This window comes from Gemmobacter denitrificans, assembly GCF_036964905.1.
Taxonomy (GTDB): domain Bacteria; phylum Pseudomonadota; class Alphaproteobacteria; order Rhodobacterales; family Rhodobacteraceae; genus Gemmobacter; species Gemmobacter denitrificans.
On the sequence record NZ_JBALHR010000013.1, the window covers coordinates 1 to 24792 of the forward strand.

The 24792-nt window shown below is 64.1% G+C and carries 25 protein-coding genes and 2 pseudogenes; 10 read left to right on the top strand and 17 right to left on the bottom strand.

Going from position 1 to position 24792, the window contains the following annotated elements; genetic code table 11:
• The 5 genes from V6590_RS16730 to V6590_RS16750 form a co-directional block, all read left to right on the top strand.
• Window positions 1-710: phage major capsid protein (locus V6590_RS16730; RefSeq protein WP_491546699.1), on the top strand; the 710-nt coding region annotated here is incomplete at its 5' end.
• Between the two features lie 25 nt (window positions 711-735).
• Window positions 736-1074: a DUF2190 family protein gene (locus V6590_RS16735; RefSeq protein ID WP_023916751.1), complete on the top strand. Its 339-nt coding sequence runs from the start codon at window positions 736-738 to the stop codon at window positions 1072-1074.
• A 1-nt stretch (window position 1075) separates the two neighbouring features.
• Entirely contained in the window at window positions 1076-1390 is a 315-nt protein-coding gene (locus tag V6590_RS16740; protein WP_335424827.1) for a head-tail joining protein, read from the top strand.
• Window positions 1387-2028 (top strand): DUF6441 family protein, encoded by a 642-nt coding sequence (locus V6590_RS16745; protein ID WP_335424828.1) that lies wholly within the window; start codon window positions 1387-1389, stop codon window positions 2026-2028. Before V6590_RS16740 ends, V6590_RS16745 begins: the two co-directional genes overlap by 4 nt.
• An 87-nt stretch (window positions 2029-2115) precedes the next feature.
• A complete protein-coding gene (locus V6590_RS16750; RefSeq protein ID WP_335424829.1) occupies window positions 2116-2685 on the top strand; it encodes a hypothetical protein in 570 nt (189 codons plus the stop codon).
• A 32-nt stretch (window positions 2686-2717) separates the two neighbouring features.
• Here V6590_RS16750 and V6590_RS16755 read toward each other — a convergent pair whose 3' ends face one another.
• Window positions 2718-3218 (bottom strand): DUF6998 domain-containing protein, encoded by a 501-nt coding sequence (locus V6590_RS16755; RefSeq protein ID WP_335424830.1) that lies wholly within the window; start codon window positions 3216-3218, stop codon window positions 2718-2720.
• Between the two features lie 126 nt (window positions 3219-3344).
• Here V6590_RS16755 and V6590_RS16760 point away from each other — a divergent pair, with 126 nt between their 5' ends.
• Window positions 3345-3785 (top strand): acyl-CoA transferase, encoded by a 441-nt coding sequence (locus V6590_RS16760; RefSeq protein ID WP_434063280.1) that lies wholly within the window; start codon window positions 3345-3347, stop codon window positions 3783-3785.
• Between the two features lie 24 nt (window positions 3786-3809).
• Window positions 3810-3914, top strand: a pseudogene (locus tag V6590_RS20970) (phage tail tube protein); the annotation flags it as partial.
• On the opposite strand, the gene V6590_RS16765 reads toward V6590_RS20970, so the two are convergent.
• Window positions 3887-4318, bottom strand: coding sequence for a hypothetical protein (locus V6590_RS16765; protein WP_335424832.1), 432 nt, complete (start codon window positions 4316-4318; stop codon window positions 3887-3889). The pseudogene V6590_RS20970 and the gene V6590_RS16765 overlap by 28 nt on opposite strands.
• A gap of 417 nt (window positions 4319-4735) precedes the next feature.
• Here V6590_RS16765 and V6590_RS16770 point away from each other — a divergent pair, with 417 nt between their 5' ends.
• On the top strand, window positions 4736-5872 hold the full coding sequence (locus V6590_RS16770; protein ID WP_335424833.1) for a hypothetical protein: 1137 nt from the start codon (window positions 4736-4738) through the stop codon (window positions 5870-5872).
• A 746-nt stretch (window positions 5873-6618) separates the two neighbouring features.
• Complete coding sequence (locus tag V6590_RS16775; RefSeq protein WP_335424834.1) at window positions 6619-7596, top strand: hypothetical protein; 978 nt, start codon at window positions 6619-6621, stop codon at window positions 7594-7596.
• On the opposite strand, the pseudogene V6590_RS16780 reads toward V6590_RS16775, so the two are convergent.
• The 9 genes and pseudogenes from V6590_RS16780 to gabT all read right to left on the bottom strand — a co-directional run.
• A pseudogene (locus V6590_RS16780) lies at window positions 7594-8136 on the bottom strand (transposase); the annotation flags it as partial. The gene V6590_RS16775 and the pseudogene V6590_RS16780 sit on opposite strands and share 3 nt — an antisense overlap.
• Before the next feature lie 135 nt (window positions 8137-8271).
• A complete protein-coding gene (locus V6590_RS16785; protein ID WP_335424835.1) occupies window positions 8272-9702 on the bottom strand; it encodes a Glu/Leu/Phe/Val family dehydrogenase in 1431 nt (476 codons plus the stop codon).
• A gap of 96 nt (window positions 9703-9798) precedes the next feature.
• Window positions 9799-10722, bottom strand: a complete 924-nt coding sequence (locus V6590_RS16790) for an electron transfer flavoprotein subunit alpha/FixB family protein (protein ID WP_335424836.1) — start codon at window positions 10720-10722, stop codon at window positions 9799-9801.
• A 1-nt stretch (window position 10723) separates the two neighbouring features.
• Complete coding sequence (locus tag V6590_RS16795; protein WP_335424837.1) at window positions 10724-11485, bottom strand: electron transfer flavoprotein subunit beta/FixA family protein; 762 nt, start codon at window positions 11483-11485, stop codon at window positions 10724-10726.
• A gap of 13 nt (window positions 11486-11498) precedes the next feature.
• Entirely contained in the window at window positions 11499-12374 is an 876-nt protein-coding gene (locus tag V6590_RS16800) for a 3-hydroxybutyryl-CoA dehydrogenase (protein ID WP_335424838.1), read from the bottom strand.
• Window positions 12371-13321 carry a phosphate acyltransferase gene (locus V6590_RS16805; protein ID WP_335424839.1) on the bottom strand — a complete coding sequence of 317 codons (951 nt, stop codon included), beginning with the start codon at window positions 13319-13321 and terminating at the stop codon, window positions 12371-12373. The genes V6590_RS16800 and V6590_RS16805 overlap by 4 nt, the downstream gene beginning before the upstream one ends.
• A complete protein-coding gene (gene buk / locus V6590_RS16810; RefSeq protein ID WP_335424840.1) occupies window positions 13282-14391 on the bottom strand; it encodes a butyrate kinase in 1110 nt (369 codons plus the stop codon). The genes V6590_RS16805 and buk overlap by 40 nt, the downstream gene beginning before the upstream one ends.
• A 3-nt stretch (window positions 14392-14394) precedes the next feature.
• Window positions 14395-15834 carry an aldehyde dehydrogenase family protein gene (locus tag V6590_RS16815; RefSeq protein WP_335424841.1) on the bottom strand — a complete coding sequence of 480 codons (1440 nt, stop codon included), beginning with the start codon at window positions 15832-15834 and terminating at the stop codon, window positions 14395-14397.
• 83 nt (window positions 15835-15917) lie between these two features.
• Window positions 15918-17213, bottom strand: a complete 1296-nt coding sequence (gabT, locus tag V6590_RS16820) for a 4-aminobutyrate--2-oxoglutarate transaminase (RefSeq protein WP_335424842.1) — start codon at window positions 17211-17213, stop codon at window positions 15918-15920.
• A gap of 148 nt (window positions 17214-17361) precedes the next feature.
• On the opposite strand from gabT, the gene V6590_RS16825 reads away from it, so the two are divergent.
• Window positions 17362-17940 (top strand): cupin domain-containing protein, encoded by a 579-nt coding sequence (locus V6590_RS16825; protein ID WP_335424843.1) that lies wholly within the window; start codon window positions 17362-17364, stop codon window positions 17938-17940.
• Between the two features lie 55 nt (window positions 17941-17995).
• Here V6590_RS16825 and V6590_RS16830 read toward each other — a convergent pair whose 3' ends face one another.
• Genes V6590_RS16830 through capA form a run of 6 tightly spaced genes read right to left on the bottom strand, consistent with a single transcriptional unit; the run spans window position 17996 to window position 24731 of the window.
• A complete protein-coding gene (locus V6590_RS16830) occupies window positions 17996-19174 on the bottom strand; it encodes an ABC transporter substrate-binding protein (protein WP_335424844.1) in 1179 nt (392 codons plus the stop codon).
• A 26-nt stretch (window positions 19175-19200) separates the two neighbouring features.
• Window positions 19201-20253 carry a branched-chain amino acid ABC transporter permease gene (locus tag V6590_RS16835; RefSeq protein WP_335424845.1) on the bottom strand — a complete coding sequence of 351 codons (1053 nt, stop codon included), beginning with the start codon at window positions 20251-20253 and terminating at the stop codon, window positions 19201-19203.
• Between the two features lie 3 nt (window positions 20254-20256).
• Window positions 20257-21165, bottom strand: a complete 909-nt coding sequence (locus tag V6590_RS16840) for a branched-chain amino acid ABC transporter permease (protein ID WP_335424846.1) — start codon at window positions 21163-21165, stop codon at window positions 20257-20259.
• The gene (locus V6590_RS16845) at window positions 21162-21881 is read right to left on the bottom strand and encodes an ABC transporter ATP-binding protein (RefSeq protein ID WP_335424847.1); all 720 of its coding nucleotides are present in this window, start codon (window positions 21879-21881) and stop codon (window positions 21162-21164) included. Before V6590_RS16845 ends, V6590_RS16840 begins: the two co-directional genes overlap by 4 nt.
• Window positions 21881-22606 carry an ABC transporter ATP-binding protein gene (locus tag V6590_RS16850; protein ID WP_335424848.1) on the bottom strand — a complete coding sequence of 242 codons (726 nt, stop codon included), beginning with the start codon at window positions 22604-22606 and terminating at the stop codon, window positions 21881-21883. Before V6590_RS16850 ends, V6590_RS16845 begins: the two co-directional genes overlap by 1 nt.
• A gap of 1 nt (window position 22607) precedes the next feature.
• The gene (gene capA, locus V6590_RS16855) at window positions 22608-24731 is read right to left on the bottom strand and encodes a caprolactamase subunit alpha (protein WP_335424849.1); all 2124 of its coding nucleotides are present in this window, start codon (window positions 24729-24731) and stop codon (window positions 22608-22610) included.
• Window positions 24732-24792: the final 61 nt, after the last annotated feature.

Sequence of the window (24792 nt, forward strand, 5' to 3'; positions counted from 1 at the left end):
GCCCCATTCACATCAAGCTTTTGCAAACCGCCTTGAAGGGGTCCGAAGTGGATCTGCCTGCGCCCGTGCGGGAGATGACCTATGGCCGGATCGTCGGCATCACCCGCCAGACCCTGATCAACGACGACCTCGATGCCTTTACCCGCATCCCGTCCTCCTTTGGCGCCGCCGCGGCTGATCTCGAAAGCGACCTCGTCTATTCGATCTTCTCGACCAACCCCAACATGGCCGATGGCAACCCGCTCTTCCACGCCTCCCACGCCAACCTCGGCACGGCAGGAACCATCTCGGAAACCACCCTCGCCGAGGCCTATCGCCTCTTCGGCAACCAGCGGGGCCTTGAGGGGCGGCAGATCAGCGTTCTGCCGCGCTACATCATCACCCCGCCGGGCGTCCGGTCGGTCGAGGCGCGGAAGAACGTCACCGCCACCACCCCGAATGCCGTCGCCGGGGTCAATGCCTTCGCCAACCGGCTGGAACCGATCGAGGAAGCCCGCCTGATCCCCACCGCCGGGCCCGACCCGTGGTTCCTGGCGGCCGACCCTTCGCGGATCGACACGATCGAGTTCGCCTATCTCGAGGGCCAGCAAGGCGTCTACACCGAGACCCGGTCGGGCTTCGAGGTCGACGGCATCGAGATCAAGGCCCGCCACGACTTCGCCGCCAAGGCCATCGACTGGCGCGGCCTCTTCCGCAACGCGGGCGTCTGAACCCCACCTCTGAAGGAGAACCTCGATGAAGAACTTCATCGCCAATGGCGAAACCATCAACATTACCGCGGCGGCCGTGATCGCCTCCGGCCAGGGCGTGCTGGTCGGCAGCATCTTCGGCGTGGCCGAAGGGGCCGCAGCAATCGGCGAGACCGCCGTGATCCGGCTGGTGGGCGTGTTCTCGCTGCCGAAGGCGCCCTCGCAGGCCTGGACGGTCGGCCAGACGATCTACTGGGATGCAGCGAACAGCCGGACCACCAACGTCCTGACCGGCAACACGCGGATCGGCATCGCGACGCAGGCCGTCGCAGGCGGTGCGGGCGATACGACCGGCATCGTGCGCCTGAACGGGGGCGCGACCTAAGATGTCGGCCTTCGCCAATGCCACGGCCGCCCTCTTCCGCGATCCGAACCTCGGGCAGGATGCGCTTTGGCGATCGGGCGGGGCTGGGGTGCCGGTCGCCGTCCGCGTCATACTACGGCGGCCGGATGCCGTGACGGGCTTCGGCGAAGGCCGCTTCGTCACCGACAGCGTGATGATCGATGTCGAATGCGCTGCGCTGGGCGCCCTCGCCCCGGGCGACACGTTCGAGATCGGCGGCGTGATCTACGAGGTCAGGGGCGAACCCATGCGCGATGCCCTGCGCCATGTCTGGAAAGCCGAGGCTCGGGAGGTATGAAGTTTGGGACCACGATCGACGGTGATCTGGCAGCAATCGCCATCGAGATCCTGCAAGAAGCAGAGGCTGCCGTTACCCGCGGCGTGTTTTCCGCCGGGCGGGGCCTGCGCGACGACTGGCGCGGGCAGGTTCGGGCTTCGGGTCTGGGATCGCGCCTCGCCAACTCTGTCCGGCAGGCCAATTTCCCGCGGTCGGGGACATCCCTTCGCGCGGCTAGCCTCGTCTGGACCAAGGCGCCCGACATCCTGCACGCCTTCGACGGAGGCGTTTTGATACGCGGCAAGGACGGACTCTGGCTGGCGATCCCCCTGCCCGCCGCAGGCCTCACCGGCCTCGGCCGCCAGCGCATCACGCCCTGGCGCTGGGAACAGCGCACCGGCATGCGCCTGCGCTTCGTCTATCGCCGCAACGGGCCAAGCCTGCTGGTTGCCGATGACGCGCGGCTGAACAGCCGGGGGCTCGCAGCGGCAAAGGGTGGCCGACGGCGGCGGGATGGGGTTTTGACTGGGGCCCAGACCGTGCCGGTCTTCCTCCTATTACGGCAGGTGAAGATGCCGAAGAAGCTGGACCTTGATAAGTTGGCGCGGGAAGCAACGGCGCGGCTGCCGGGGGCGATCTTGGGGGCGTGGAAGGAGTGACCCTAGGGTTTGTCCGCTAAGCTTGCCACTCAGTGAGGCTTGTCAACGTCAGCATCCGTCTTGAACCCCGGATGAAACTGTCTACTCTTGGGCGTCGGCGACATACTTATTGATGACTGGGCAAAAATGACTGGGAAAACTCCGAGAAGTCCAGCCAGGGAAGTTCAACTGGACGATATCGTTTGGCAGGGCGTGTTGCAGGGTGCAGATGAGGCCCTGGATGTTCTTCTCAAAACCCACTTGGCGCTTGAAGCTATTCTTATTGAGCTGCTCGCCCCATTACAGATTAATGATGGCTACCTGAGGTGGGGTTTTCCGAAAAAGACCGAGTATCTGTTGGCCAACGGAATTCTGACACAGGCCGATCTGGATGCGTTCGATAAGATCAACGAGATAAGAAATGATGCTGCGCACATCTTCGGACATCAGATTACGATTTCGTCAGCGCTTGCACTAGCTCGGGACTTGGAGAGCTTAGGAGTCGATTTCTCTGACTCAATGGGCCACTACTCTGAAGAAGAAGCAGTCGAGTATTACGACGGGCTTCGAGGAATTCTTGCAGAGATTGGATGGTGCGTCCTTTTCCACGCTGCCACCATCCTTCAAGAAGCCGGTGGTAGAGACATCTTCGCAGCCCGCGAAACGGAAACTGGATGACTTGACCGTCTTCAGATGGGTTCGGCCATTAACTATTTGGCTAGGCCAATCACCGGCAGTCGGTCCGCGTCGCTGACCGTCTTGTTCAGGGTCATGAGCTTGGATCTGGAAACGAGGCGCTGGCCGACCCACGATGCGGGCAACGTTGCGATCACCGGATGCTCGGGCCCGTTGTAGAAAACGGTGCCCTTGCAGCGGTCGAAATCGAGATCGAAGAACAGAAGATGATCTGCCCGGGTTTCCACCGGGCGAAATGCTGGCCCCAAACCGCGGCCGGTGGCCTTGACTTGCACCGACTTTCCGCAAGGGCTGCGACCGTCAATGCCTGGATGAGACTTGTTGCTCACCAGCTTGATCCCGAAAAGTTCGACCGCCAGCGCCTCTCCGATATCGCCCACAAGGTTTCCGTCCAGCGTGTACTCGAGACTGACCTCGTGGCCGCCGCGGGCGAGCAGGTCCTTGTAGTAGTCGCGGACACGGTTTCGGGCGGCAACCAAGTCGGCAATGGCAGGAGGCAGATCGAAAACGTGCATTCGCTATCCCATACAAGCAGTTGAACCATCTCGTTCGAACCTAGCCGCCAAGCGCTGAGTTGTCCAAGCGACAGAAATGGCCACGAGCAAGGCTCTCTGGCCCAAGAGACCGATCGGAAGCCGCCCCTGCCCACGCAATCCACGGCCGAGCGCCTGCTCGCGTCGCTACATAGCCTATTGTCTGGCGCGATGCCGCCAGGGGCCAAGGTGCAGCGCAATGCGATCCTGCCCGAGAAGGTGCCTGCCGCCGGGGTGGTGATCCTGCGCGATGGCGATCCGGGGCCGCCGGAGGTGTGGCTATCGCCGCCGGGATACTACTACGAACACCGGGCCGAGATCGAAGTGGTCGTGGATGGCACACCCGCCGCCCGGGATGCCGCCTTTGACGCTCTCCGCCTGGCGATCGGCACGGCGCTCGCCGCCGACCGCACGCTTGGCGGCCTTTGCGACTATATCACGCCCGAGGCGCCGGAACCGGTGCTGCTGGCGATCGACGGCAACGAGGGCCTGAAGGCGGCGGTGATCCCGGTGATCCTCGCCTACGCCACGACCGACCCGCTTCTCTGACCCCACCCCCGTAAGGACTGATCCATGGCACGCCAGCCCGGCGCGCGGACGCAAGTCGCGTTCGCCTTTGAATCCGTTTACGGCACGCCGCCCGCCAGCGGCTATCGCCGGATGCCCTTTGCCACGACACCCGCAGCGCCAAGCAGGGCGACGAGGAAGCCCACTTGAGCACGCACTGCATCCTCAACGACGACCCCGTCCGAAGGCGTGATCGTCAGAGGGCAGACGGACGGCAATCCCACGACGGAAATCTGCGGCACACCCGCTCGCGCGAGATCGACGCAGTCCATGTAAAGAGCGGGCAGGTGCGACATCACGATGTGATCAGCCTGCTTTTGAAACGCGGCCGGATCGTCATCGATTTTGCCCAGCATCCGGAGCTTCTTCGCGACCGTCCAACCGATCTCCATCTCTTCGGAGGTCAAACGGACGGTAGCCGACTTGACGGTCCCCGCTTTCGAAATCGCATACAAGATGCGCAGTTCTTCGTCGCTCGCGGCACTACCGCGGCTGGCAACGACGTTGTGTAGCATTTTTTAGTTCCTCTAGTAGAGGGACTACTTCATGCGCTTGCTCCACCTCTGATAGGTGTTAGGGTAGAGCCGCCAGGCGCGCCGGGTTCAGTCCCAGGTGATGTTCATGACGGACCGCTTGGCACGGCCCAGGGCCTCTCACCGCCCTGGGCCAACTCTAACACGCCCAAAATCGAAACAGACTGTTGCCCTTCGATCATTTGGCCGCCACCGCGCCGTGGATAAGTCTGTGCATGACTCAGACATGGCTCAAGCCCGATTTCTGAACGAACAATGAAAGCAAGATGACGGAGCGCTTGACGCTCTGTCAAATCACCGTCATTTCTCGTTCAAATGGGGGGCACGCGGTTGGACAAGTACGGTCACTTTTGGACGCCTACGAACCGGGAACGAATCAGAGATGCGCTTGAAGACCTCATGCCGGTCTTCAACCTGAAGCCAGCTCAGTTAGAAGGCATCGTGCGGGTCGCGATTGACGAAGGTCAGCACAGTTCAAAGGAAAAGGACCGTTTCATCGCGTCTGAGTCGACCTACCGCCGCCTGCTGCGCGGCAAACGCGGTGATCAAAGCGAGCATAAATTTACAGGCCTCCTGCTTGGCTTCCGGAGGTACCTACGCAAGAAGGGAAACCCAGAGCGTTCTGAGAAGGAACGTAGTGCCGCAGGAAAGATGGCGGCTCTCATTCAGGACTTTGAGGCCGCCTACTCCCTGGAAGAAGAAGTTGAAACGAACGAAAAGAACGAGTCTGTGGCCCGTTCCGGGGCTAAAATTCGGTCATCGGGGCAATTCCGCCGTTTAGCTCGGCTGTTCATTGCACTCCTGAAGATAGATGACGACAGCGGTGAGCAAGCGGAGAACTTTCTGTTCCCGTCAGAAGCTGGAACTTTTACCCATTACTTAACATATAGATTGAGCTCGGAACGTGGCTATGTTCAGAAATCTTTCACTGCCATTAGAAGACCAGATCACGAATCTCCATTTCCACAGTTTGGTAACTTCTATCTGCAGGGCACAAATAACAGGGAAACGTGGGGTGTTTGTATAGCATTTGGTTCACAAATTGTATTCTGGGGCACTTCAGATAACGGAGTCGCAGCAAAGGTCCTAATTATCGATCGAAGCGATGGAAAGCGTGCCGATGGTAGCTTTGTTGGCCTTCTTCTTACCAAGGAGCCTGGGACGGGACCGACGGCAGCATCTAGGTTCATGTTCGTCCCCACGTCAATCACGCATTCGCAGGAGGTCCACACAGGCCGGATTGACTTCCTACAGTTCGAAAGAGAGTACCCGGACATTCTCAATGAACTTAAGAGGGACATCACAATAGGCAGAAAGTTATTGTTCAAAAAGAACGGGCGACCTTACAACGAGCGTGAATTGGTTGGCATGGTGGAACAGGCTCTCGGTCCCAAAGAGGGTTGGCCGAGGGACTCCAGAAAGCGGAACATCAATCCTAGCGACCTCGCTGAGGTTGAGGTGCAAGCTGCGATAACGCCGCCTCAAGCAAAGATACCATCAGCGCCGCAACTCTTGTTAGATGATGGCAGCACTTAATCGAAAGCCTAGTGGGACGCTTAAACCAAGCGGACCCGTGGGCTTGCTTCTTGATGATGTCGTCTTGGCCATTATTTGGTGTCTGGAAGCGGCGTCGCAGACTGCCCTATCCGATTGAACGCGCTCCGGTGCGGTTTCGGCGCATTGTTGATCCTGCCGGGCTACTATCCCGCTGATCTTGCACGCGGAATCCGTCCGTTTGTTGACCTATTGTTGACCCGCGCGTAGCGCAGCAAAAAGCCCCGCTGTTTGGCGGGGCGCATGTCGTTGATAATTCAAGATGATTTTGGTTGCGGGGGCAGGATCAAGACACTGTTTCGCGATTTCAAGGGCTTGCGGCCTCAAAACCTCAAGGAATGCTGCATGATTTGCGAAAAAGTTTTCCGCTAAGCACTTTCGGCGTCAGAGGGATTATGCCACGACAGGGCTCTGATTATGTGCCTCACGCCGACGGCACCAATTTGCCAAGGTGGGTCACCGAATCCCTTTTCTCGTGTCTGCCATCCATTCATGGTTCGAGCCCAATGGCGCCCCCCCTCGACGAGCTCTTGCCATAGAACTGGGCGCCAGTGCGCACCGGTCAGGCCGAGGCCGCCTGATCAACCGCGGCGTCAACCGGATGATTATCGATCAAGTGTTTGCAAAAAAAGGAACTTACCGGGAAAATCCACGCTTTGCCCCATAGACATCCGGCCATTTCCTTGGAACCATGTCGCCAGGTTGGTCACAGGTGGTGCCGCGTCCCCATGCAACGTCTGGCAGACATTCTTCTGCGCAACGGGCTTGATCGGCCGGACGTGCGCCCGCTGCATGCCTACACGATTGACGATAAGGAACTGGCCGCCCTCGGGCGACTACTGCGCCTGCGCATCGGCACCGAAGAGCCGCTCGCCTCCACGGCGCAGGCTTTCGTCCTTTGGGCTGCCGAATACCTGCGCACCGCCCATCCCGGCGGATACCTGACCTGGGATTTCGTATTCGCCGGCCTTGCTCAGCCGCGGCCGGACTACGCCTTTGTCCAGAGGATCACCGAAGACGGGTTGCGTGCCTGGGGCCGCAGCCTCCGGCGCGGTCAAGTCGGCCATCGGGAGTTTCTCTACTCCCTACTCGCCGAGGGCGGCCTGCCCGACATCGCCCTGGCCCAGGCAGGCACCTACCGCACTGCCCGCCGAACCGCTCCTCCCCGATGCGAGGGCCGATGCCTTCCTCGCCGCCCTCGAAGGCCCCTGGGCCACCGCCCAGACCCAGCCCCTGCGCGATCTCGTCGCCGGAACGGTCCTTGCGGCCGATGCCCCCCGGTCCTCGTCGCCCGCACGCAGGCCGCATTCGAAGACTTCGTCCGCCGTTGGCGGAACGAACACCGCCTGCTCCTCGATGCCGCCGCCACCGCAGCCGACAAGGACATCCGCACCGCAATGGAGTTCCGCGCCCGCCGCCTGGCCGGTGAATTCCTGTTGGGCGAACTCGCCCGCCGCGGCTTCACCCCCGCCTACGGCTTTCCGACCGATGTCGTCACTTTCCAGAACCTCCGCGACCGGCTGCCAAATGCTGACCAGCCGGGGAAAAGCTTCCAGCGCCGCGGCACAGCCTCGCGCCCGCTAGATCAGGCGATCCGCGAATATGCGCCGGGGGCCGAGGTGGTGATCGACGGCCTCGTCCACCTCTCCGAAGGCATCCTCCCCGCTTGGGAAGCCGTGGCCGATGCCTCGGGGCTCGAGGACTAGACGGGCGAGGCGACTGGCGATCTTGCCCTTGGTGAAGTTCCGGTCATTCGGCCCCTCTCTCGAACCAGTGGCGTTCGGGGCCTCATTGTTCACCGCCTTGAACTTGCTCCCGTCAACAGCGACGACCTCGCCCTTCAGAACACCGATGCGGCGGCAGAGATCGACGAACTTCGCACATGCTTTACGGATCGCCGGGCCATTCTGGCACCGGAAATCCGCAATGGTCTTGTGATCAGGAACCAGTCGACCGGTCAGCCACATCAACTCGACATTGCGACCTGCTTCGCATTCCAGGCGGCGGCTGGAGGGGATCCGGTTCAGATAGCCGTAGATGAAAAGCTTGAGCAGCACCGCCGAATGATACCCTGGACGCCCAGTGCGGGCCGCGGCATGGCGTTGGAGACCGAGCGCGGCCAGATCAAGCTGGTCAACAAACAGATCAACCACGCGCACAAGGTGATCTTCCCCGATCCAGTCGTCCAACCGCTTCGGGAAAAGCGTCGTTTGATCTCGGCGGACACCCTCGATGAAACCTGCCACGCAAAGCCCCCCAACCATGCGTAAGCATAGCATAAATCTGGGTTTTTACACAGCCTCGGCGGAAAGCGGACGCTTCAATGCCACGGCGTCGATAGGCAAGCTTCTGATCCGTAAACGGGACACAGATCGATATCTTCATAGCCCCTTGCTGCGGTAGGTCTTTGCGACGCGGTCGATCGCGGTCATGTAGGCAGCCACGCGAAGGTCGGGGACTTCGGGGCGGGCGTGCCAGACCTCGCGGATCGACTGATAGGCAGTCCGCATCGTGTCGTCCAAGCCTGACCGTACCAGCGCCAGTTCGTCCGATCCGGTGAGGAAGCGGTCCTTGAAGTCGGCGGTCAGCCTCCAGCCCAGCCCCTGATCGGCCGACAGTCGCTCCAGCTCATCCACCAGCAGGCGCGAACGGGCTTCCTCGGCCCGGCGCTGCATGCGGCCGAAACGGATATGCGACAGATTCTTGACCCATTCGAAGTAGCTGACCGTCACGCCACCCGCATTGGCGTAAAGGTCGGGGATGATGACGCAGCCCTTCTTGCTCAGGATTTCGTCCGCGCCATAGGTGATCGGGCCATTGGCCGCTTCGAGGATCAGGGGCGCCCTTATGCGGTGGGCATTCGACAAGTTGATCACGCCTTCCATCGCGGCGGGGATCAGGATGTCGCAGTCTTCCTCCAGCACCGAAGCGCCCTGTTCGACGAAGGTCGCCCCGGCAAAGCCCTGCAAGCCGCCCGTCGCGGCGAGGTGCTGCTTGACCGCCTCCACCTCCAGCCCCGCTGCGCTGACCAGCGCCCCGTCGCGTTCGATGATCGCGATGACCTTCGCCCCGTCCTCTTCCGACAGGAACCTGGCCGCGTGGTATCCCACATTGCCCAGACCCTGCACGATGATGCGCTTGCCTTCCAGCCCGCCCGACAGCCGCGCGCGGGCCACATCTTCGGGGTGGCGGAAGAATTCGCGCAGCGCGTATTGCACGCCGCGCCCCGTCGCCTCGACCCGCCCCTGTATCCCGCCCGCGTGCGGCGGCTTGCCGGTGACGCAGGCCTTGGCGTTGATGTCGGTGGTGTTCATCCGCGCGTATTGGTCGGCGATCCAGGCCATCTCGCGCTCGCCCGTGCCCATGTCGGGGGCGGGCACGTTCTGCGCGGGATGGATCAGGTCGCGCTTGATCAGCTCATAGGCGAAGCGGCGGGTGATCTGTTCCAGCTCATGTTCGTCCCACGCGCGGGGATCGATGCAAAGACCCCCCTTCGACCCGCCGAAGGGGGTTTCGACCAGCGCGCATTTGTAGGTCATCAGCGCGGCCAGCGCCTCCACCTCGTCCTGATTGACCGACAGCGCATAGCGGATGCCGCCCTTCACGGGTTCCATATGTTCGGAATGGACAGAGCGGTAGCCGGTGAACGTCTCGATCTTGCCGCGCAGACGGACGCCGAAGCGGACGGTGTAGGTGGAGTTGCAGACCCTGATCTTGTTCTCAAGCCCCGGCGAAAGGTCCATCAGACGCACCGCGCGGTTGAACATCAGGTCAACGGATTCTCGGAAACTCGGTTCGTTCACGGCAAGCATGTCAGCGCTCCATCAGGGTCAGGGCGGGTCCCCGCAGGTTGCGGGGACCCTGTTGGCGGCCTCATCCGTCTTAGAGGAGGGGTTGGGCCGCCAAATTCAAAGCCGGTCGGTCAAAGCGGGTAGGGCGTCGAACAGATCGGCCACGAGGCCGTAATCGGCCACCTGAAAGATCGGGGCTTCTTCGTCCTTGTTGATGGCGACGATGACCTTGGAGTCCTTCATCCCCGCAAGGTGCTGGATCGCACCCGAGATGCCCACGGCGACGTAAAGCTGGGGGGCCACGACCTTGCCGGTCTGGCCGACCTGCCAGTCGTTCGGGGCGTAGCCCGAGTCGACAGCGGCGCGGGACGCACCGACGGCTGCGCCGAGCTTGTCCGCGAGCTTCTCGATCAGGGCGAAGTCGGCTTGGCTGCCCACGCCCCGGCCACCAGAGACGACGATGCCTGCGGAGGTAAGTTCGGGGCGGTCGGAGGCGGCGACCTTGTCCTCGACCCATTTCGAGAGCGAGGAGTCAGCGGCGGCGGCCACCTTTTCGACGGCGGCGGAACCGGAGTTCGCGACGGCGTTGAAGGAGGCGGTGCGGATGGTCAGGACCTTCTTCGCATCCGACGACTTCACCGTCTGGATCGCGTTGCCCGCGTAGATCGGGCGTTCGAAGGTGTCGGCGTCCAGGACGGCGGTCACGTCCGAGATCACCATGACGTCGAGCAGCGCCGCAGCGCGGGGCAGGACGTTCTTGGAGAAGGCGGTCGCGGCAGCAGCGATGTGGCTATAGTTGCCAGCCAGAGACACGATCAGCGCGGCGGTGGGTTCGGCCATGCCGTGGTCGAAGGCCGCGTCATCGGCGTGCAGCACCTTGGACGCGCCGTCGAGTTTGGCGGCTTCTGCAGCGGCTGCGGCGGAGGTGCCTGCGACGAGGATGTGGACATCGCCCAAGCCCTTCACGGCAGACAGCGCCTTGGCCACCGCATCGGTCGCCAGTTGTCCGTCATTCACATCGGAAAGCAGAAGAACGGCCATGTCAGATCACCCCCGCTTCGTCTTTCAGTTTCGCGATCAGCTCGTCCACCGAGCCGACCTTCACGCCCGCCTTGCGGCCTGCCGGTTCCACGGTCTTGACGACCGACAGGCGCGGCGTGACGTCCACGCCGTAATTGGCGGGGGTCTTGGTGGCGAGCGGTTTGGTCTTGGCCTTCATGATGTTGGGCAAGCTTGCATAGCGCGGCTCGTTCAGGCGCAGGTCCACGCTGATGATCGTGGGCATCTTGACCGAGATGGTCTGAAGCCCGCCGTCCACCTCACGGGTGACTTTTGCCGTGTCGCCCTCGATCGCCACTTCGGATGCGAAGGTGGCCTGCGACCAGCCCAAGAGCGCCGACAGCATCTGGCCCGTCGCGTTCATGTCGTTGTCGATGGCCTGCTTGCCGCAGAGCACCAGACCGGGGCCTTCTTCCTTGACCACGCCCGCCAGCAGCTTCGCCACGGCCAGCGGTTCGATGTCGGTATGCACATCTGCCGCCGCTTCGATCAGGATCGCGCGGTCCGCACCCATGGCGAGTGCGGTCCGCAGCGTCTCCTGCGCCTGCTTCACGCCGATCGAGACGACCACGACCTCGGTCGCCACGCCCTTTTCCTTCAGACGGATCGCCTCTTCCACGGCGATCTCGTCGAAGGGGTTCATCGACATCTTCACATTCGCCAGATCGACCCCGCTGCCATCCGCTTTCACACGGACCTTCACGTTGTAGTCGATCACACGTTTGACAGGCACGAGCACCTTCATCGCGCTTCTCCGTTCATCTGGTGGGAAGGGGGATTTCGCCGCGGTAGTCATAGAACCCCCGCTGCGTCTTGCGGCCGAGCCAGCCTGCCTCGACATATTTCGTCAGCAGCGGACAGGGGCGGTATTTCGTGTCGGCCAACCCGTCATGCAGCACGTTCATGATGGCAAGGCAGGTGTCCAGCCCGATGAAATCGGCAAGTTCCAAGGGACCCATCGGATGGTTCGCACCCAGTTTCAGCGCCTCATCGATCGACTTCACGTTGCCCACGCCTTCGTAAAGCGTATAGACCGCCTCATTGATCATAGGCATCAGGATGCGGTTCACGATGAAGGCGGGGAAATCCTCGGCGCTTGCCGCGGTCTTGCCCAGTTTCTTCACCACCAAGTGCAGGCTGTCCCATGTGTCCTGATCGGTGGCGATGCCGCGGATCAGTTCGACAAGCTGCATCACCGGAACGGGGTTCATGAAGTGGAAGCCCATGAACTTCTCGGGCCGGTCCGTGCGGCTTGCAAGCCGCGTGATCGAGATCGACGAGGTGTTCGACGTCAGGATCGTCGTGGGCTTCAGGTGGGGCAGCAGGTCTTCGAAGATCGCCTGCTTGACGGTTTCGCGTTCGGTCGCGGCTTCGATGATCAGGTCGGTCGCGCCGAGGTCGGCGAGTTTCAGCGTGGTGCGGATGCGCGACAGGGCGGCGGCTTTCTCGTCAGCAGTGACCTTGCCGCGGCTGACCTGCCGTTCGATGTTGCGGTCTATGGTGGCCAGCGCCTTGTCGATGCTGGCCTGGCTGATGTCGTTCAGCAGCACGTCATAGCCTGCCAATGCGAAGACATGGGCGATGCCGTTGCCCATCTGCCCTGCGCCAACGACGCCGACGCTTTGCACGGTCATGGCTTGCCCCCCTGTCCTGCCAGCACGGCAGCCGCCAGCAAAAGACCAAACCGCCGCTGTTCTGGACCATCGGCCCGCGAGTTGAGCAGCACCGGCACCCGCGCGCCCATGACGATGCTGGCGGTGCGGGCCTGCCCGTGCAGTTTCCACGCCTTGACCGTTGCATTGCCCGCCTCGATGGACGGAAACAGGATCAGGTCGGCCTGCCCCGCGACGAGCGACGCGGCAAAGCCCTTCTTCGCCGCAGCCGCAGACGAGAGTGCCACGTCGTAGCCGAAGGGGCCATCGACCAGAACCGACCCGCTGCCCATGGCCCATTCGTCGCGCAGGGCTGCCGCATCGGTAGTGGCAGGTTGCGACGGATGGACCTTTTCGGATGCCGCAATGGCCGCCACCCGCAGGGGAGACACGCCCAGACCCGCGAAAAGCGGCACCGCATTGCGCAGGATGGCGCGTTTCTGCTCCAGCGTCGGCAGCACGACGATGCCGTTATCCGTTGCCCCGATCAGGCGCGGGAGCGAAGGCATTTCGGCAAGCGTGACGTTCGACAGCACGTCAGAGGCGCGCAGGCCCGCCTCGCGCGCCACCACGGCGCGCAGATAGGCAGCGCTGTCCACACTGCCCTTGACCAGCACATCCGCCTCGCCCGCGCGGATCGCGGCGACGGCAAGGGCGGCGGCCTCCGTCGCATCCCGCGCGGGGAGGATGACGACCTTGCCATCTAGCGACTGCGGCAGAAGGCGCGTGATCGCTTCGGCGTCCCCGACCAGAACCGCGCCCGAAATGCGCCCTGTCCCAAGCGCATCGGCCAGCGCGGTCAGGGTGGCCGCATCGTCGGCTCCGGCGACGGCAGGGCGCAGCGGCGGGCGCACCGCCATGGCGGCATCCAAGTGGGCGAAGGTGCGGATCACCATGGCATCGGCTCCACCTCGGGGGAGACGGGCCATGTGCGAGCCTTTTCCACGCCTGCCAGAACGCGTGCGGCACCGGCGCCGAGCGCTTCGCTTTCGTGACTGCCGGGATAGCAGGTGACGGGGGCAAAGGCGCCGATCCGGTCGGTCAGGACGCTGGTCAAGCGCCGGGAGTGGGCCATGCCCCCTGTGAGGACGATCCCGTCGGGGCGGAAGTCCAGAACAGCGGCCATGCTGCCAATGGCCTTGCCGATCTGGTAGACCATCGCCTCCCAGACCAGTTGCGCCTTGGCATCGCCAGCCTTGATCATGGCCTCGACGCGGCGCATGTCCTTGGTGCCAAGATATGCGTGAACCCCACCCTGCCCGTAAAGCCGCCGCTTCAACGCATCCTTGGTGAAGCGCCCGGAATAGCACAGGTCGATCAGGGCCATGGGCGGCAGCCCCCCCGCCCGTTCAGGCGAAAAGGGGGAATTCTCCATCCGGTTCGTGCTGTCCACGATCCGGCCCTTGCGCAGGGCGGCGACCGAGATGCCCGCCCCCATATGCGCGACCACGGCATCCAGTTCCGCGAAAGGCTTGCCCAGTCGGGTGGCAAGCCGCCGCCCGCAGGCCCGGATGTTCAGCGCATGGACAAAGGAAAAGCGCTGGATGTCCGGGCAGCCCGACACGCGCGCCACGGGGGGCAGTTCGTCGACCGAGACGGGATCGACGACAAAGGCCGGACAGCCCGCCGCCGCCGCGATCCGCTGCGCAAGCGGCGCGCCGAGGTTCGAGGCATGGTGATGCACGGGGCGGTGCAGCGCGAAATCCACCAGCCCGTCATCAACAACGATCACCCCCGCCGGCACGGGCGACAGCATCCCGCCCCGCCCCGCCACGGCAGCCAGCCGCACCCCGCCTGGAATGGCGTCGAGGAAGTCCTGCACCGCCTGCGCCCGGAAGGGCAGTTGCGCGGCGATCCCGTCGAAATCCGCCATGACCGTTTCGTCATGGTCGATGGTTTCATCGAGTACAGCCCGCACCTCCGCCCCTTCTGGCAGGAACAGGCCAATGCGCGTGGTGGTGGTGCCGGGGTTGATGGTCAGGATCAGGGATTTCTGCATGGCCTAACCCGCGAAGCTGTAGCTGGTCTTGATGGTGGTGAAGAACTCGGCCGCATACCGGCCCTGTTCGCGCGGACCGTGCGAACTGCCCTTGGTACCACCGAACGGCACATGGAAATCGACCCCCGCCGTGGGCAGGTTGACCATGACCATCCCCGCCTTTGCCCCCTGCCGGAAGGCGCGGGCGTGCTTCAGCGAGGCGGTGCAGATACCGGCGGACAGGCCGAAATCGGTGTCATTCGCCACGGCAAGGGCTTCGTCGAAGCTGTCCACGCGGATGACGGCGGCGCAGGGGCCGAAGATTTCCTCGCGCGACACGCGCATGTCATTGCGAGCGTTCAGGAACAGGGCGGGGCGCTGGAAGAAGCCTTCAGTTGGGCCGTCGAACGTGTCGCCGCCGATCACCTCGCAGCCTTCGGCGCGGGCAAGAGCCACGTAATCCAGATTGCCCTGCAACTGGGCGGCTGAAGCAACGGGACCGATCTGGCTGTCACCGTCCAGTGCGTGGCCGACGCGCAGGTCCTGCATCGCCCCCGTCAGGCGCGCGACAAAGGCGTCATGGATGCCCGACTGCACGATCAGCCGGGACGAGGCGGTGCAGCGTTGCCCCGTGGAAAAGTAGGCCCCGTTCACGCAGGCCGGAACCGCGATATCCAGATCGGCATCGTCCAGCACGACCATCGGGTTCTTGCCGCCCATTTCGAGCTGGACCTTCTTCATCCCTTCAGCGGCGCTGCGGGCGATGGCGCGGCCCGTGGTGACCGATCCGGTGAACGAAATCGCCGTGACAAGTGGGTGGTGGACAAGCGCATGACCGACGACCGAACCCGGCCCCATCACAAGGTTGAAGATGCCTGCGGGGCAGCCCTCTTCATGGATGATGCGCGCCAGCATTTGCGCGGTGCCGGGCACCAGATCGGCAGGTTTCAGGATCACCGCATTGCCAAAGGCAAGCGCAGGCGCCACCTTCCATGCGGGAATGGCGGCCGGGAAGTTCCACGGCGTGATCAGGCCTATGACGCCAAGCGGTTCGCGCGTGACGGTGATGTCCACATCCGGCCGGACCGAGGCGATGGCATCCCCCGCAATGCGCAGCGCCTCGCCGCCGAAGAAGCGGAAGATCTGGGCGGCGCGGCGCACTTCGGCCACGGCTTCGGGCAGGATCTTGCCCTCTTCCCGCGCAAGCATCCGCCCGATCACCTCGGCCTCGGCGTCGATGCGGCGGGCGATCCGGTCGAGGAGTTCGGCCCGCGCGAGTGGCCCCTTGGCCAGCCATGCGGGCAGCGCCCCTGTGGCCGCCTGCGCCGCGCGGTCCACGTCCGCGGCGGTTCCGGCGGCGTAATGGCCAATCAGATCGGACAGGTCCGACGGATTGCGGTTTTCGGTCAGATGATCCCCCGGCATCCAGATGCCGTCGATCAGGTTCAGATGCGCGTTGGTCATGGTGGGCGATCCTTGGGCCAGCACGGGGTTGCCCCCTGCCCGCAACGGGCAAGTGTCGGTGTCTTGAACGGGAAAGGCCGGTATCAGGCGGCTTTCTTCATCACGGCCGCCTCGATCGAGGCTTCGAGGATATCCAGCGCCTCTTGCAACTGGTCCATCGGAATGGTCAGCGGGGGCAGCAGGCGGATGACGTTGTAGCGCGTGCCGCAGGACAAAAGGATCAGCCCCCGCGCCTCGGCTTCCGCCACCACGGCGGCGGTCAGGGCGGCGTCGGGCGCGTTCCCCGTCCGGCTGGTGACGAGTTCAAGCGCGTTCATCGCCCCAAGCCCGCGCACATCGCCGATGCATTCCATCCCCTGCTGCGCCGCAATCTGGGTCAGTCGGGCGCGGATCACCTCGCCGATCTCAGTCGCGCGGGCGCAGAGGTCTTCGTCGCGGATCACGTCTAGCACCGCATGGGCGGCGGCCACCGCCAAGGGGTTGCCCGCATAGGTGCCACCGACCCCGCCGGGGTTCGGCGCATCCACGATCTCGGCCCGCCCAGTGACTGCGGACAGTGGGAAACCACCCGCAAGCCCCTTGGCCATCGTCACCAGATCCGGGGCCACGCCGGAATGGTCGAAACCGAACATCCTGCCCGTGCGCGCCATGCCTGCCTGCACCTCGTCCGCGATCAGGACGATGCCGTGGCGGTCACAGATCTCGCGCAGGGCGCGCAGGAAACCGGTCGGCGCGATGTTGAACCCGCCCTCGCCCTGGACGGGTTCGATGATGATGGCCGCGACCCGTTCGGGATCGACCGAGGATGCAAACAGCCGTTCCAACTGTTCCAGCGCCGCCGCTTCGGTCACGCCGTGGAAGTTATTCGGGAAAGGGGCATGGACGATTTCGGGCGGCATGGCGCCGAAGCCCTTCTTGTAGGGCGCGACCTTGCCAGTCAGCGCCATGCCCAGCAGCGTGCGCCCGTGGAACGCGCCCGAGAACGAGATCACGCCCGACCGTCCGGTATAGGCGCGGGCCATCTTGATGGCATTCTCCACCGCCTCGGCCCCCGTGGTGACAAGCATCGTCTTTTTGTCGAACTCCCCCGGAGTCGCTGCGTTCAGACGTTCGGCCAGCGCGATGTAGCCTTCATAAGGCGCGACGTGGAAACAGGTGTGGGTGAAGGCCTGCGCCTGTTCCGCCACCGCCGCCATCACGCGCGGGTGGCGGTGCCCCGTGTTGTTCACCGCGATTCCGGCCGCGAAGTCGATGAAGCGCCGCCCTTCGGCATCCCAAAGCTCGGCATTCTCGGCGCGGGCGGCATAGATGCCGCGGGTGGCCACGCCGCGGGCGACGGCGGCGGATTTGCGGGCGGAAAGCCGGGCGGATTCGGTCATGGCGGTGCTCCTGGGACTTTGGCTGGGCTCGGCGTAGCATTGCGCATTATTCTGAGCAACGTGTTTTGATATACTGCGCACCGACCGACAAAAGATTGTGCGCCACGCGACCAAGCCCTATGGTTGGCAAAAGGGCAGGATGGTCGGCATGCAGGATTTCAATGTAGGCGAACGACTGAAACAGATGCGGCAGGCCGCAGGGCTTTCGCAACGGCAACTGGCCGAGGCATCTGGTGTGCCGCACGGCCAGATTTCGATGATCGAAACTAACCGATCCAGCCCATCCGTCGCATCATTGCGCAAGATTCTAGGCGGTCTTTCCGTCACGATGTCTGAATTCTTTGAACCTGACGCCGCTGTCAGCCAGTCCGTATTCTTCAAACCGCATGAGTTGCGGGATCTGACCACGCGGCTTTATTCGACGCTCGACGATCCGCGCGGGAAAATGACACTGCAACAGGTGGGCGATGCCAAGGCGCACAACCTGCAAATCCTTTACGAACGCTACGAACCTGGTGCCGATACCGGCGCGCAGATGCTTGAACATGTCTCCCACGAAGGCGGGGTCGTTATCGCAGGCGAGATCGAGGTGACGGTGGGCGATCAATGCGCCGTGCTTAAGGCGGGGGACAGCTACCTGTTCGACTCCACCCAGCCCCACCGCTTCCGAAACGTGGGTGACCGCGAGGCGGTGGTCGTTTCGGCCTGCACACCGCCCTACCTGTGAAGCGAAGGGCGCGGCCCAGCCGGACCACGCCCCCACCCTTGCCCCGTGAGGGGCATCACTTCTTCATCAGCACTTCCATCGGAACTGGCTGCGAGATGCGCCATTCATCCACCCGCGCGGGCTTGCCGCCGGTGATTTCGATGATCTGCATCAGTGCCGTGTTCTGGTGGTGCAGTTCGGGCGTAAAGCTGCGCGGACCAAAGGCGGTGGGTTCGTCACGCATCTTTTCCAGTTCCGCCGTGACGGCAGCGCCTTCGACCGTGCCCGCCCGTTCGACGGCCTTGGCCCAAAGGTCGATCAGCACATAGCCCGGATAGGCATATTGGCTGGCGGGGCGGCTGCCGGTCTTGGCTTCATAGGCCTTGTTGAAGGCCTCCACCTCGGGCCGGGGGTCATCGCCGTAGATAGAGCCCTGCACCGGCACCACGAAGCCCGAAAGATCGGGCGTCGCCGCAAGCCAATAGGAGCCATCGACCGCCGACCCGTTCAGGATCAACGAATTGATCCCCGCCGCGCGCAACTGGCGCACGGCCGCCGCCGCACCGGGCATGACCGAGCAGAGCATGATCACATCAGGCTGTTCGGGCAATTGCTTGACGCGGGTAATCTGGCTGGCGATCGAGGCATCGTCGTTCTTGAACGTATCGCTGCCGACGATCTGCGCGCCGTCAAGCTGCGGGAACATCCAGTTGAAGCCGGTGCAGATGCCCTTGTTGTATTCGATGAAGGTATCTTCCAGCACGTAGGCGGTGCGCGCCTCGCGCTTGGCATGTGCCCATTCGGCCATGGTGGCACCCTGCACGGGGGCGAGGACGGACGAGGAGAAGCTGTTCGGGCCGACCCCCTGGATGCCCGCCTTCACATCCTCGGCACAGAGGAAGAAGCTGTTCATCCCTTCGCCTTCGGCCACCAGCGCGGCGGGGGCACCGAAGTCGTAGTCGCAGGACACGACCATCATCTCGGCACCCTGATCCAGCACGTCAAGCCCCGCCTTGGCGCTTTCGGCACGATCGGTGCGGGTGTCCGCTTCGACCACCTTGATCTGACGGCCAAGCAGCCCGCCTGCCGCGTTGATCTCTTCGATGCGAATCATGGCCGCGGTGGCGGCCGGGGTGTCATAGGCTTCCATCCAGCCGGATTTGGCGATGGCGAAGCCCACCGTCAGGTCATCCTGCGCCAGCACTGGCTGGGCAAGCAGGGTCATTGCCACGAGGTGGCTTGCAAGTCTCTTCATCCGTTCACTCCTGTTGGTCGGGTCTTTCAGGTTTCACGCGACGCCCGACCCGCGACCCAGCGGGCAGGCAGCATCACCTCGCGTCCGGCCATCAGGCCTGCGGGACGGAAGATCAGGATCAGGATCATGGCGACGGCGAGGATGATCTCTTGGCTGCCGGGTGGCAGGGCAAAGGTCGCGGCGCCGACCGTCACGCCCTTTTCCAGCCGCACAAGCGCCTCGACTGCGATGGAGAGTGCCAGCACGCCCATCACGGCACCCGACAGCGAGCCCACCCCGCCGATGACCAGCATGGCCAACATCAGGAAGGTCAGGCTCAGATAGAAACCGTCGGGATTGATCACGCCGATGAAGTGGCCCATCAGCGCGCCCCCCGCCCCGCAGAAGAAGGCCGACAGGGTGAAGGCGAGCAGGCGGTGGCGATAACGGTCGATGCCTGATGCGGCGGCGGCAACCTCGTCCTCGCGCGTGGCCCGCAGGGCAAGGCCAGAGGCAGAGGAGGCATAGACGGCGGCGACCGTGATCGCCAGAACGGCCCAGCCCAGCGCGACCCAGGGGGTCACGTAGCGGTCAAGCCCGACGACCGAGGATGTCCCCCCCGTCACCGACGTCCAGTTGGCCCAGATCGTGTTGACCATCGCAAGGAAGGCGAAGGTGGCGATGGATGCCGCGATCCCCGACAGGCGCAGGATCGCCGCCCCCGTCACCAGCGCGACCAGAGCAGCCGCCCCGCCACCGGCAAGGGCCGCAGGAAGCACCGGCCAATCCGCTGCGGCGATCAGTTCTGGCAGGCCCGGAAGCAGGGTCGCCTTCATCTCGGGCCGCAGGGTCAGCCATGCCGACACATAGGCCCCTATGCAGCCAAACGCGGCATGGCCGAAGCTGACGACACCCGAATTGCCGACAAAGACCCAGAAGCCCACGACCATCGTGACGCGGATCAGCGTCTCGGCGGCCATGCGAGCGATGGCACGGTCCCCCAGCGCCAGTGCGGCAAGCACGAAGGCCAGCAAGATCAACGCCAGAAGGACCGGTGTCGTGGCCGCCATGCGGCGACGGATCGTGTGTTGGCTGGTCATGGATCAGACCCTCGGCTTGGCCCCGACGGGGGCGAAAAGGCCCTGAGGCCGGAACAGGAGGACGAGAATGACGCCGCCATAGAGGAAGGCGTCACGGAACGGCCGGGCATCGGCGGGAAGTCCCGCCTGCAACAGGGCCGAGGCCGCGCCAATGCCCAGCCCCGCCGCCACCGCGCCCGACAGGCTGCCCATGCCGCCCACGACCGTGGCGATGAAGGCCACCAGCATGATCTGCCCGCCCATGCGGACATCAGCCACGCCGGTCTGCGCGACCAGAACCAGCGCCACCACGGCAGCCAAGGCACCCGACAGCGCGAAGGCGCCCGAAATCACGCGGTTCGACCGGACGCCTAGCATCCGCGCCATGGTGAAATCCTCGGCGGCGGCGCGCATTTCCAGACCCAGCCGCGATTTGCGCAGCATCAGCGCAAGCCCGGCAAGGATGACGGCGACCGCCGCAATGACGATCAATTGCAGCAGCGGGACGGATGCACTGCCCACCTGCACAGGCTGGCCCAGTTCCGCCCAAAGGCTGACCGCCTTGGGACGCCCGCCGTAAAGGACCAGAAGCAGGTTCTGCAATGCGACGCCCAAGGCGAAACTGCCCACCATCAGCGCCACTGGTGACGCGTTCCGCATGGGACGGAAGACCAGTGCCTCGGCCGCCACGGCCAGCCCCGCCCCGATGAGCAGGATCAGCGGCACCAGTACCGGCGCAGGCAGCGCACCCAGCCCCAACACGGCCAGCGCATCCGTCGAAGGCACGATCAGCGCAAAGACCGCGCAGGCGATAAACTGGCCATGCGCGAAATTGACCAAGCGCATGACACCAAAGATCAGCGCGATGCCCAGGGCAGCGATGGCGTAGATGCCCCCCAGCGCCAGAGCGTCGAACAGCAGTTGCAGGCTCATGCCGCACCTCCGAAATAGGCTTCGGTCAACAGGTCGCGGGCAGCGAATTCGGTGGCGTCGCCATCGGCCACGATCCGCCCGCCCCGCATCAGGAGCATCCGCCCCCCCACCCGAGCCGCGCGGGCCGAAGATTGTTCGACGATCACCAAGGTCAGCCCGCGCAGGGCCTGAAGCTGACAAAGACGGTCATAGACCTCGTCCACCACCTTTGGGGCGAGGCCGAGGGACGGTTCGTCCACCAGCATCACCTTGGGGTTCGTCATCAGCGCGCGGGCGATGGCCAGCATCTGCTGCTGCCCGCCCGACAAGGCACCCGCATTGGCCCTTGCCCGTTCGCGCAGGATGGGGAAGGCGGTGAAGACGGTTTCCAGATCATCGGCCACCGCGCCGCGGTCCCGCCGAATGCCGGTGCCGACGGTCAGGTTCTCTAGCACGCTCAGGCCAGCAAAGATACGACGCCCTTCGGGCACCATGGACAGGCCACGCCGCGCGATGGCCTCTGGCCCAAGGCCCGAAAGGATATCGCCGTCCATCTCGATCCGGCCATGCGCCGTGCGCACGGACCCCGCGATTGCGGACAGAAGCGAAGATTTCCCCGCCCCGTTCGGCCCCGAAACGAAGACGCGCTGCCCTTCGGCCACGGTGAAGGACAGGTCCGCGATGGCGGTCAACTTGCCATAGCGCACCGCAAGGTCGAAGATGCCCAGCTTGGCCATCACGCGGCCTCCGTGTGGGCGCCGAGATAGGCCTCGCGCACTGCACGGGAGCCGAGGATCACGTTCCGGTCACCGTGTTCGATGACGCGTCCGCCATCCAGCACGACGACATCGGAACAGACCGACAGGACAAGGCCGACGTTGTGTTCGATCAACAGGCAGCCGATGCCGCGGTCATGGGCGATGCGGCGGATCAGGGCGGCCAGATCGTTCGCCTCTGCCTCCGACATACCGGCGGCGGGTTCGTCGAGCAGCAGGTAGGCGGGATCGCCCATCAGGGCGCGTGCGATGGCCACGCGCCGTTCGTCGGTATAGGGCAATCCGGCGGCTGGGCGGCTTTCGAGCGGAGCAATCCCCATCCAGCCCAGAAGATCGCTTGCCTGCCGTTCCGACTCGGCCCGGCGCAGGCCAAGGCCGACGCCGGTGCAGGCCAGATTGTCCAGCACATCCAGACCGCCGAACAGGCGACCGGCCTGAAAGGTGCGCGCCACACCGGCGCGGCGCAGGCGGTGGGCGGGCAGCGCCGAAACGTCCCGCCCATCCAGCAGGACCCGGCCGCTTGACGGGCGCTGGAAGCCTGTCAGGACATTGATGCAGGTGGTCTTGCCCGCACCGTTGGGGCCGATAAGCCCGACGACATCACCCGCATTGACCGACAGCGAGACGTCGGTCAACGCGCGGAAGCCGCCGAAGGCCACCCCCACCTGTTCCAGCGCCAGCGCCATGTCAGGCCACCTCGACCGCGCGCGCGGCACGCTGATGGGTGGCGGGATCGGCAGCCATCGTCAGCACATAGACCGCCGAGGCATCGAGTTCGGCCATCCAGCCCGGTTCGATCACGATGGTCGTCGTCACCTCTTGGATCACGGCGGGACCGGTGATGCGGTCGCCCGCGCCCAACAGCGCACCGTCATAGACGGGCGTTTCATGCGGGATGCCATCGGCGGTGAAGATCATCTCGCGTGTGCCCTTCAGCGCGGAATGCGCGCCCTTGCCGGGGGCCGAAGTCATGCGTCCGGGCTTATCAACCGCGCCGGTGATCGCGCTTTCGACGTTCACCACCTCCACAGCGCTATGCGGTTCGGAATAGGTGTAAAGTTCCTCGTGACGCGCATGGAAGGCGGCCTTCAGGCGGTCCAGCGCGGCTTCGGTGATGTCGAAGGCTTCGATGTCTACGGTGCATTCATGCACTTGCCCAACATAGCGCATGTCAAGGCTGCGCCGGACCGAGATACGGTCATCCGTAAAGCCATCGGCCATCAGGTCCGCCCGGCCGCGCCCCTCCAACTCTCCGAACAGGCGGTTCAGGCGGACGGCGGACTCGCCCCCTTCCAGACGCGCGGCGACGGGGGCCATATAATTGTATTTGACGTCCGACAGGATCTGGCCAAAGGCGCACAGTCCCGAGGCAAGTTTCGAGATCAGCACCTTGCGGATGCCCATCTCGCGCGCCAGAGCGGTGATGTGCGCCGCCGTCGCCCCGCCCGCGCAGTTGAGCACGAAGTCGCGCGGATCGTAGCCCCGTTCGACCGACACGCGGCGGATGGCGTTGACCATGTTGTTGTTCACGATGGTGAACATCCCGTAGGCCGCCTTTTCAACGCTGATTCCCAGCGGGTCGGCCAGATGCAACTTGATCGCACGGCGGGCCTTTTCGACGTTCAGCGGCAGGCGGCCACCGACAAGACCGTCAGGGTTGAGATAGCCCAGAACAAGGTTCGCGTCGGTTGTGGTTGGCTTTTCGCCACCCTGGTCATAGCAGGCTGGGCCAGGTTCCGACCCTGCCGATTGCGGACCCATCTGCATCAGCCCCATGCTGTCGATCCAGCCGATGGATCCGCCCCCCGCGCCCAGCGTTTCGACCTGGATCATCGGGATGCCGATGCGGTAGCGCAGGAAGTCGATATTCTTGGACACATTGGCCCGCCCGTCGCGGGTCAGGGTGATGTCGAAGGACGTGCCGCCCATGTCGACGGTGATGATGTCCTTCATCCCCCAAGGCTCGCCAAGCCAGAGAGCGGCCTGCGGGGCGGATGCGGGGCCGGAATTGATGGCATAGACCGACTGGTCGCTGACCACATGGCCCAGCGCCAGACCGCCGTTCGACTGGAAATACCGCACCGGATGGCGCGCGCCCAGCGACTGGAAATAGGCATCGACCGCCTCGACATAGCGTTGCAGGATCGGCGCGAGATAGGCGTTTACGATGGCGGTGGAGGTGCGGGTGTATTCGCGCACCTGCGGGTAAAGCTGGCTGCCCACGGTCAGCCGGACATGGGGCATCATCTCGCGCACGATTTCGGCGGCGCGGGCTTCGTGTTCGGGGTGCAGCACCGACCAGACGAAGCTGATCGCCACCGACTCCACCCCTTCGCGCAGGAAGTGGCGGCAGGCATCGCGCACGTCCTCCTCGTTCAGGGGGGTGTGGACCTTGCCGTTGGACAGCACGCGTTCCGCAACGCCGCGCCGCAGGTAGCGCGGCACCAGCATTGTCGCGGGTGGGTATTCAGGGTCGTAACGGTAGCCGTCTTCCTTGTGCCCAAGACGGATTTCGATGCTGTCTTCATGGCCGCGGGTGGCGATCAGCCCAGTCTTGGCCCCGTTATGGGTGATCAGCGCATTCAGTCCGACCGTGGTGCCGTTGATGCACAGGTCCGCGTTCGACACGATCTGTTCGGGGGAAAGGCCGGTTTCCTCTTCGATCAGTTTCAAGCCGTTGCGGATGGCGGCGGTGGGGTCGTTCGGAGTGGACAACGCCTTGAAGATGCGCACGCTGCCCTTGCGGTCGGCAAGGATGAAGTCGGTGAACGTGCCGCCGGCGTCGATGCCGAGACGATACTGGTTCTGCATGGGATGGGTCCTTTCGGGGTGTCCGGGATAGGGCGGGGACAGGCGTCCCCGCAGCCGGAAG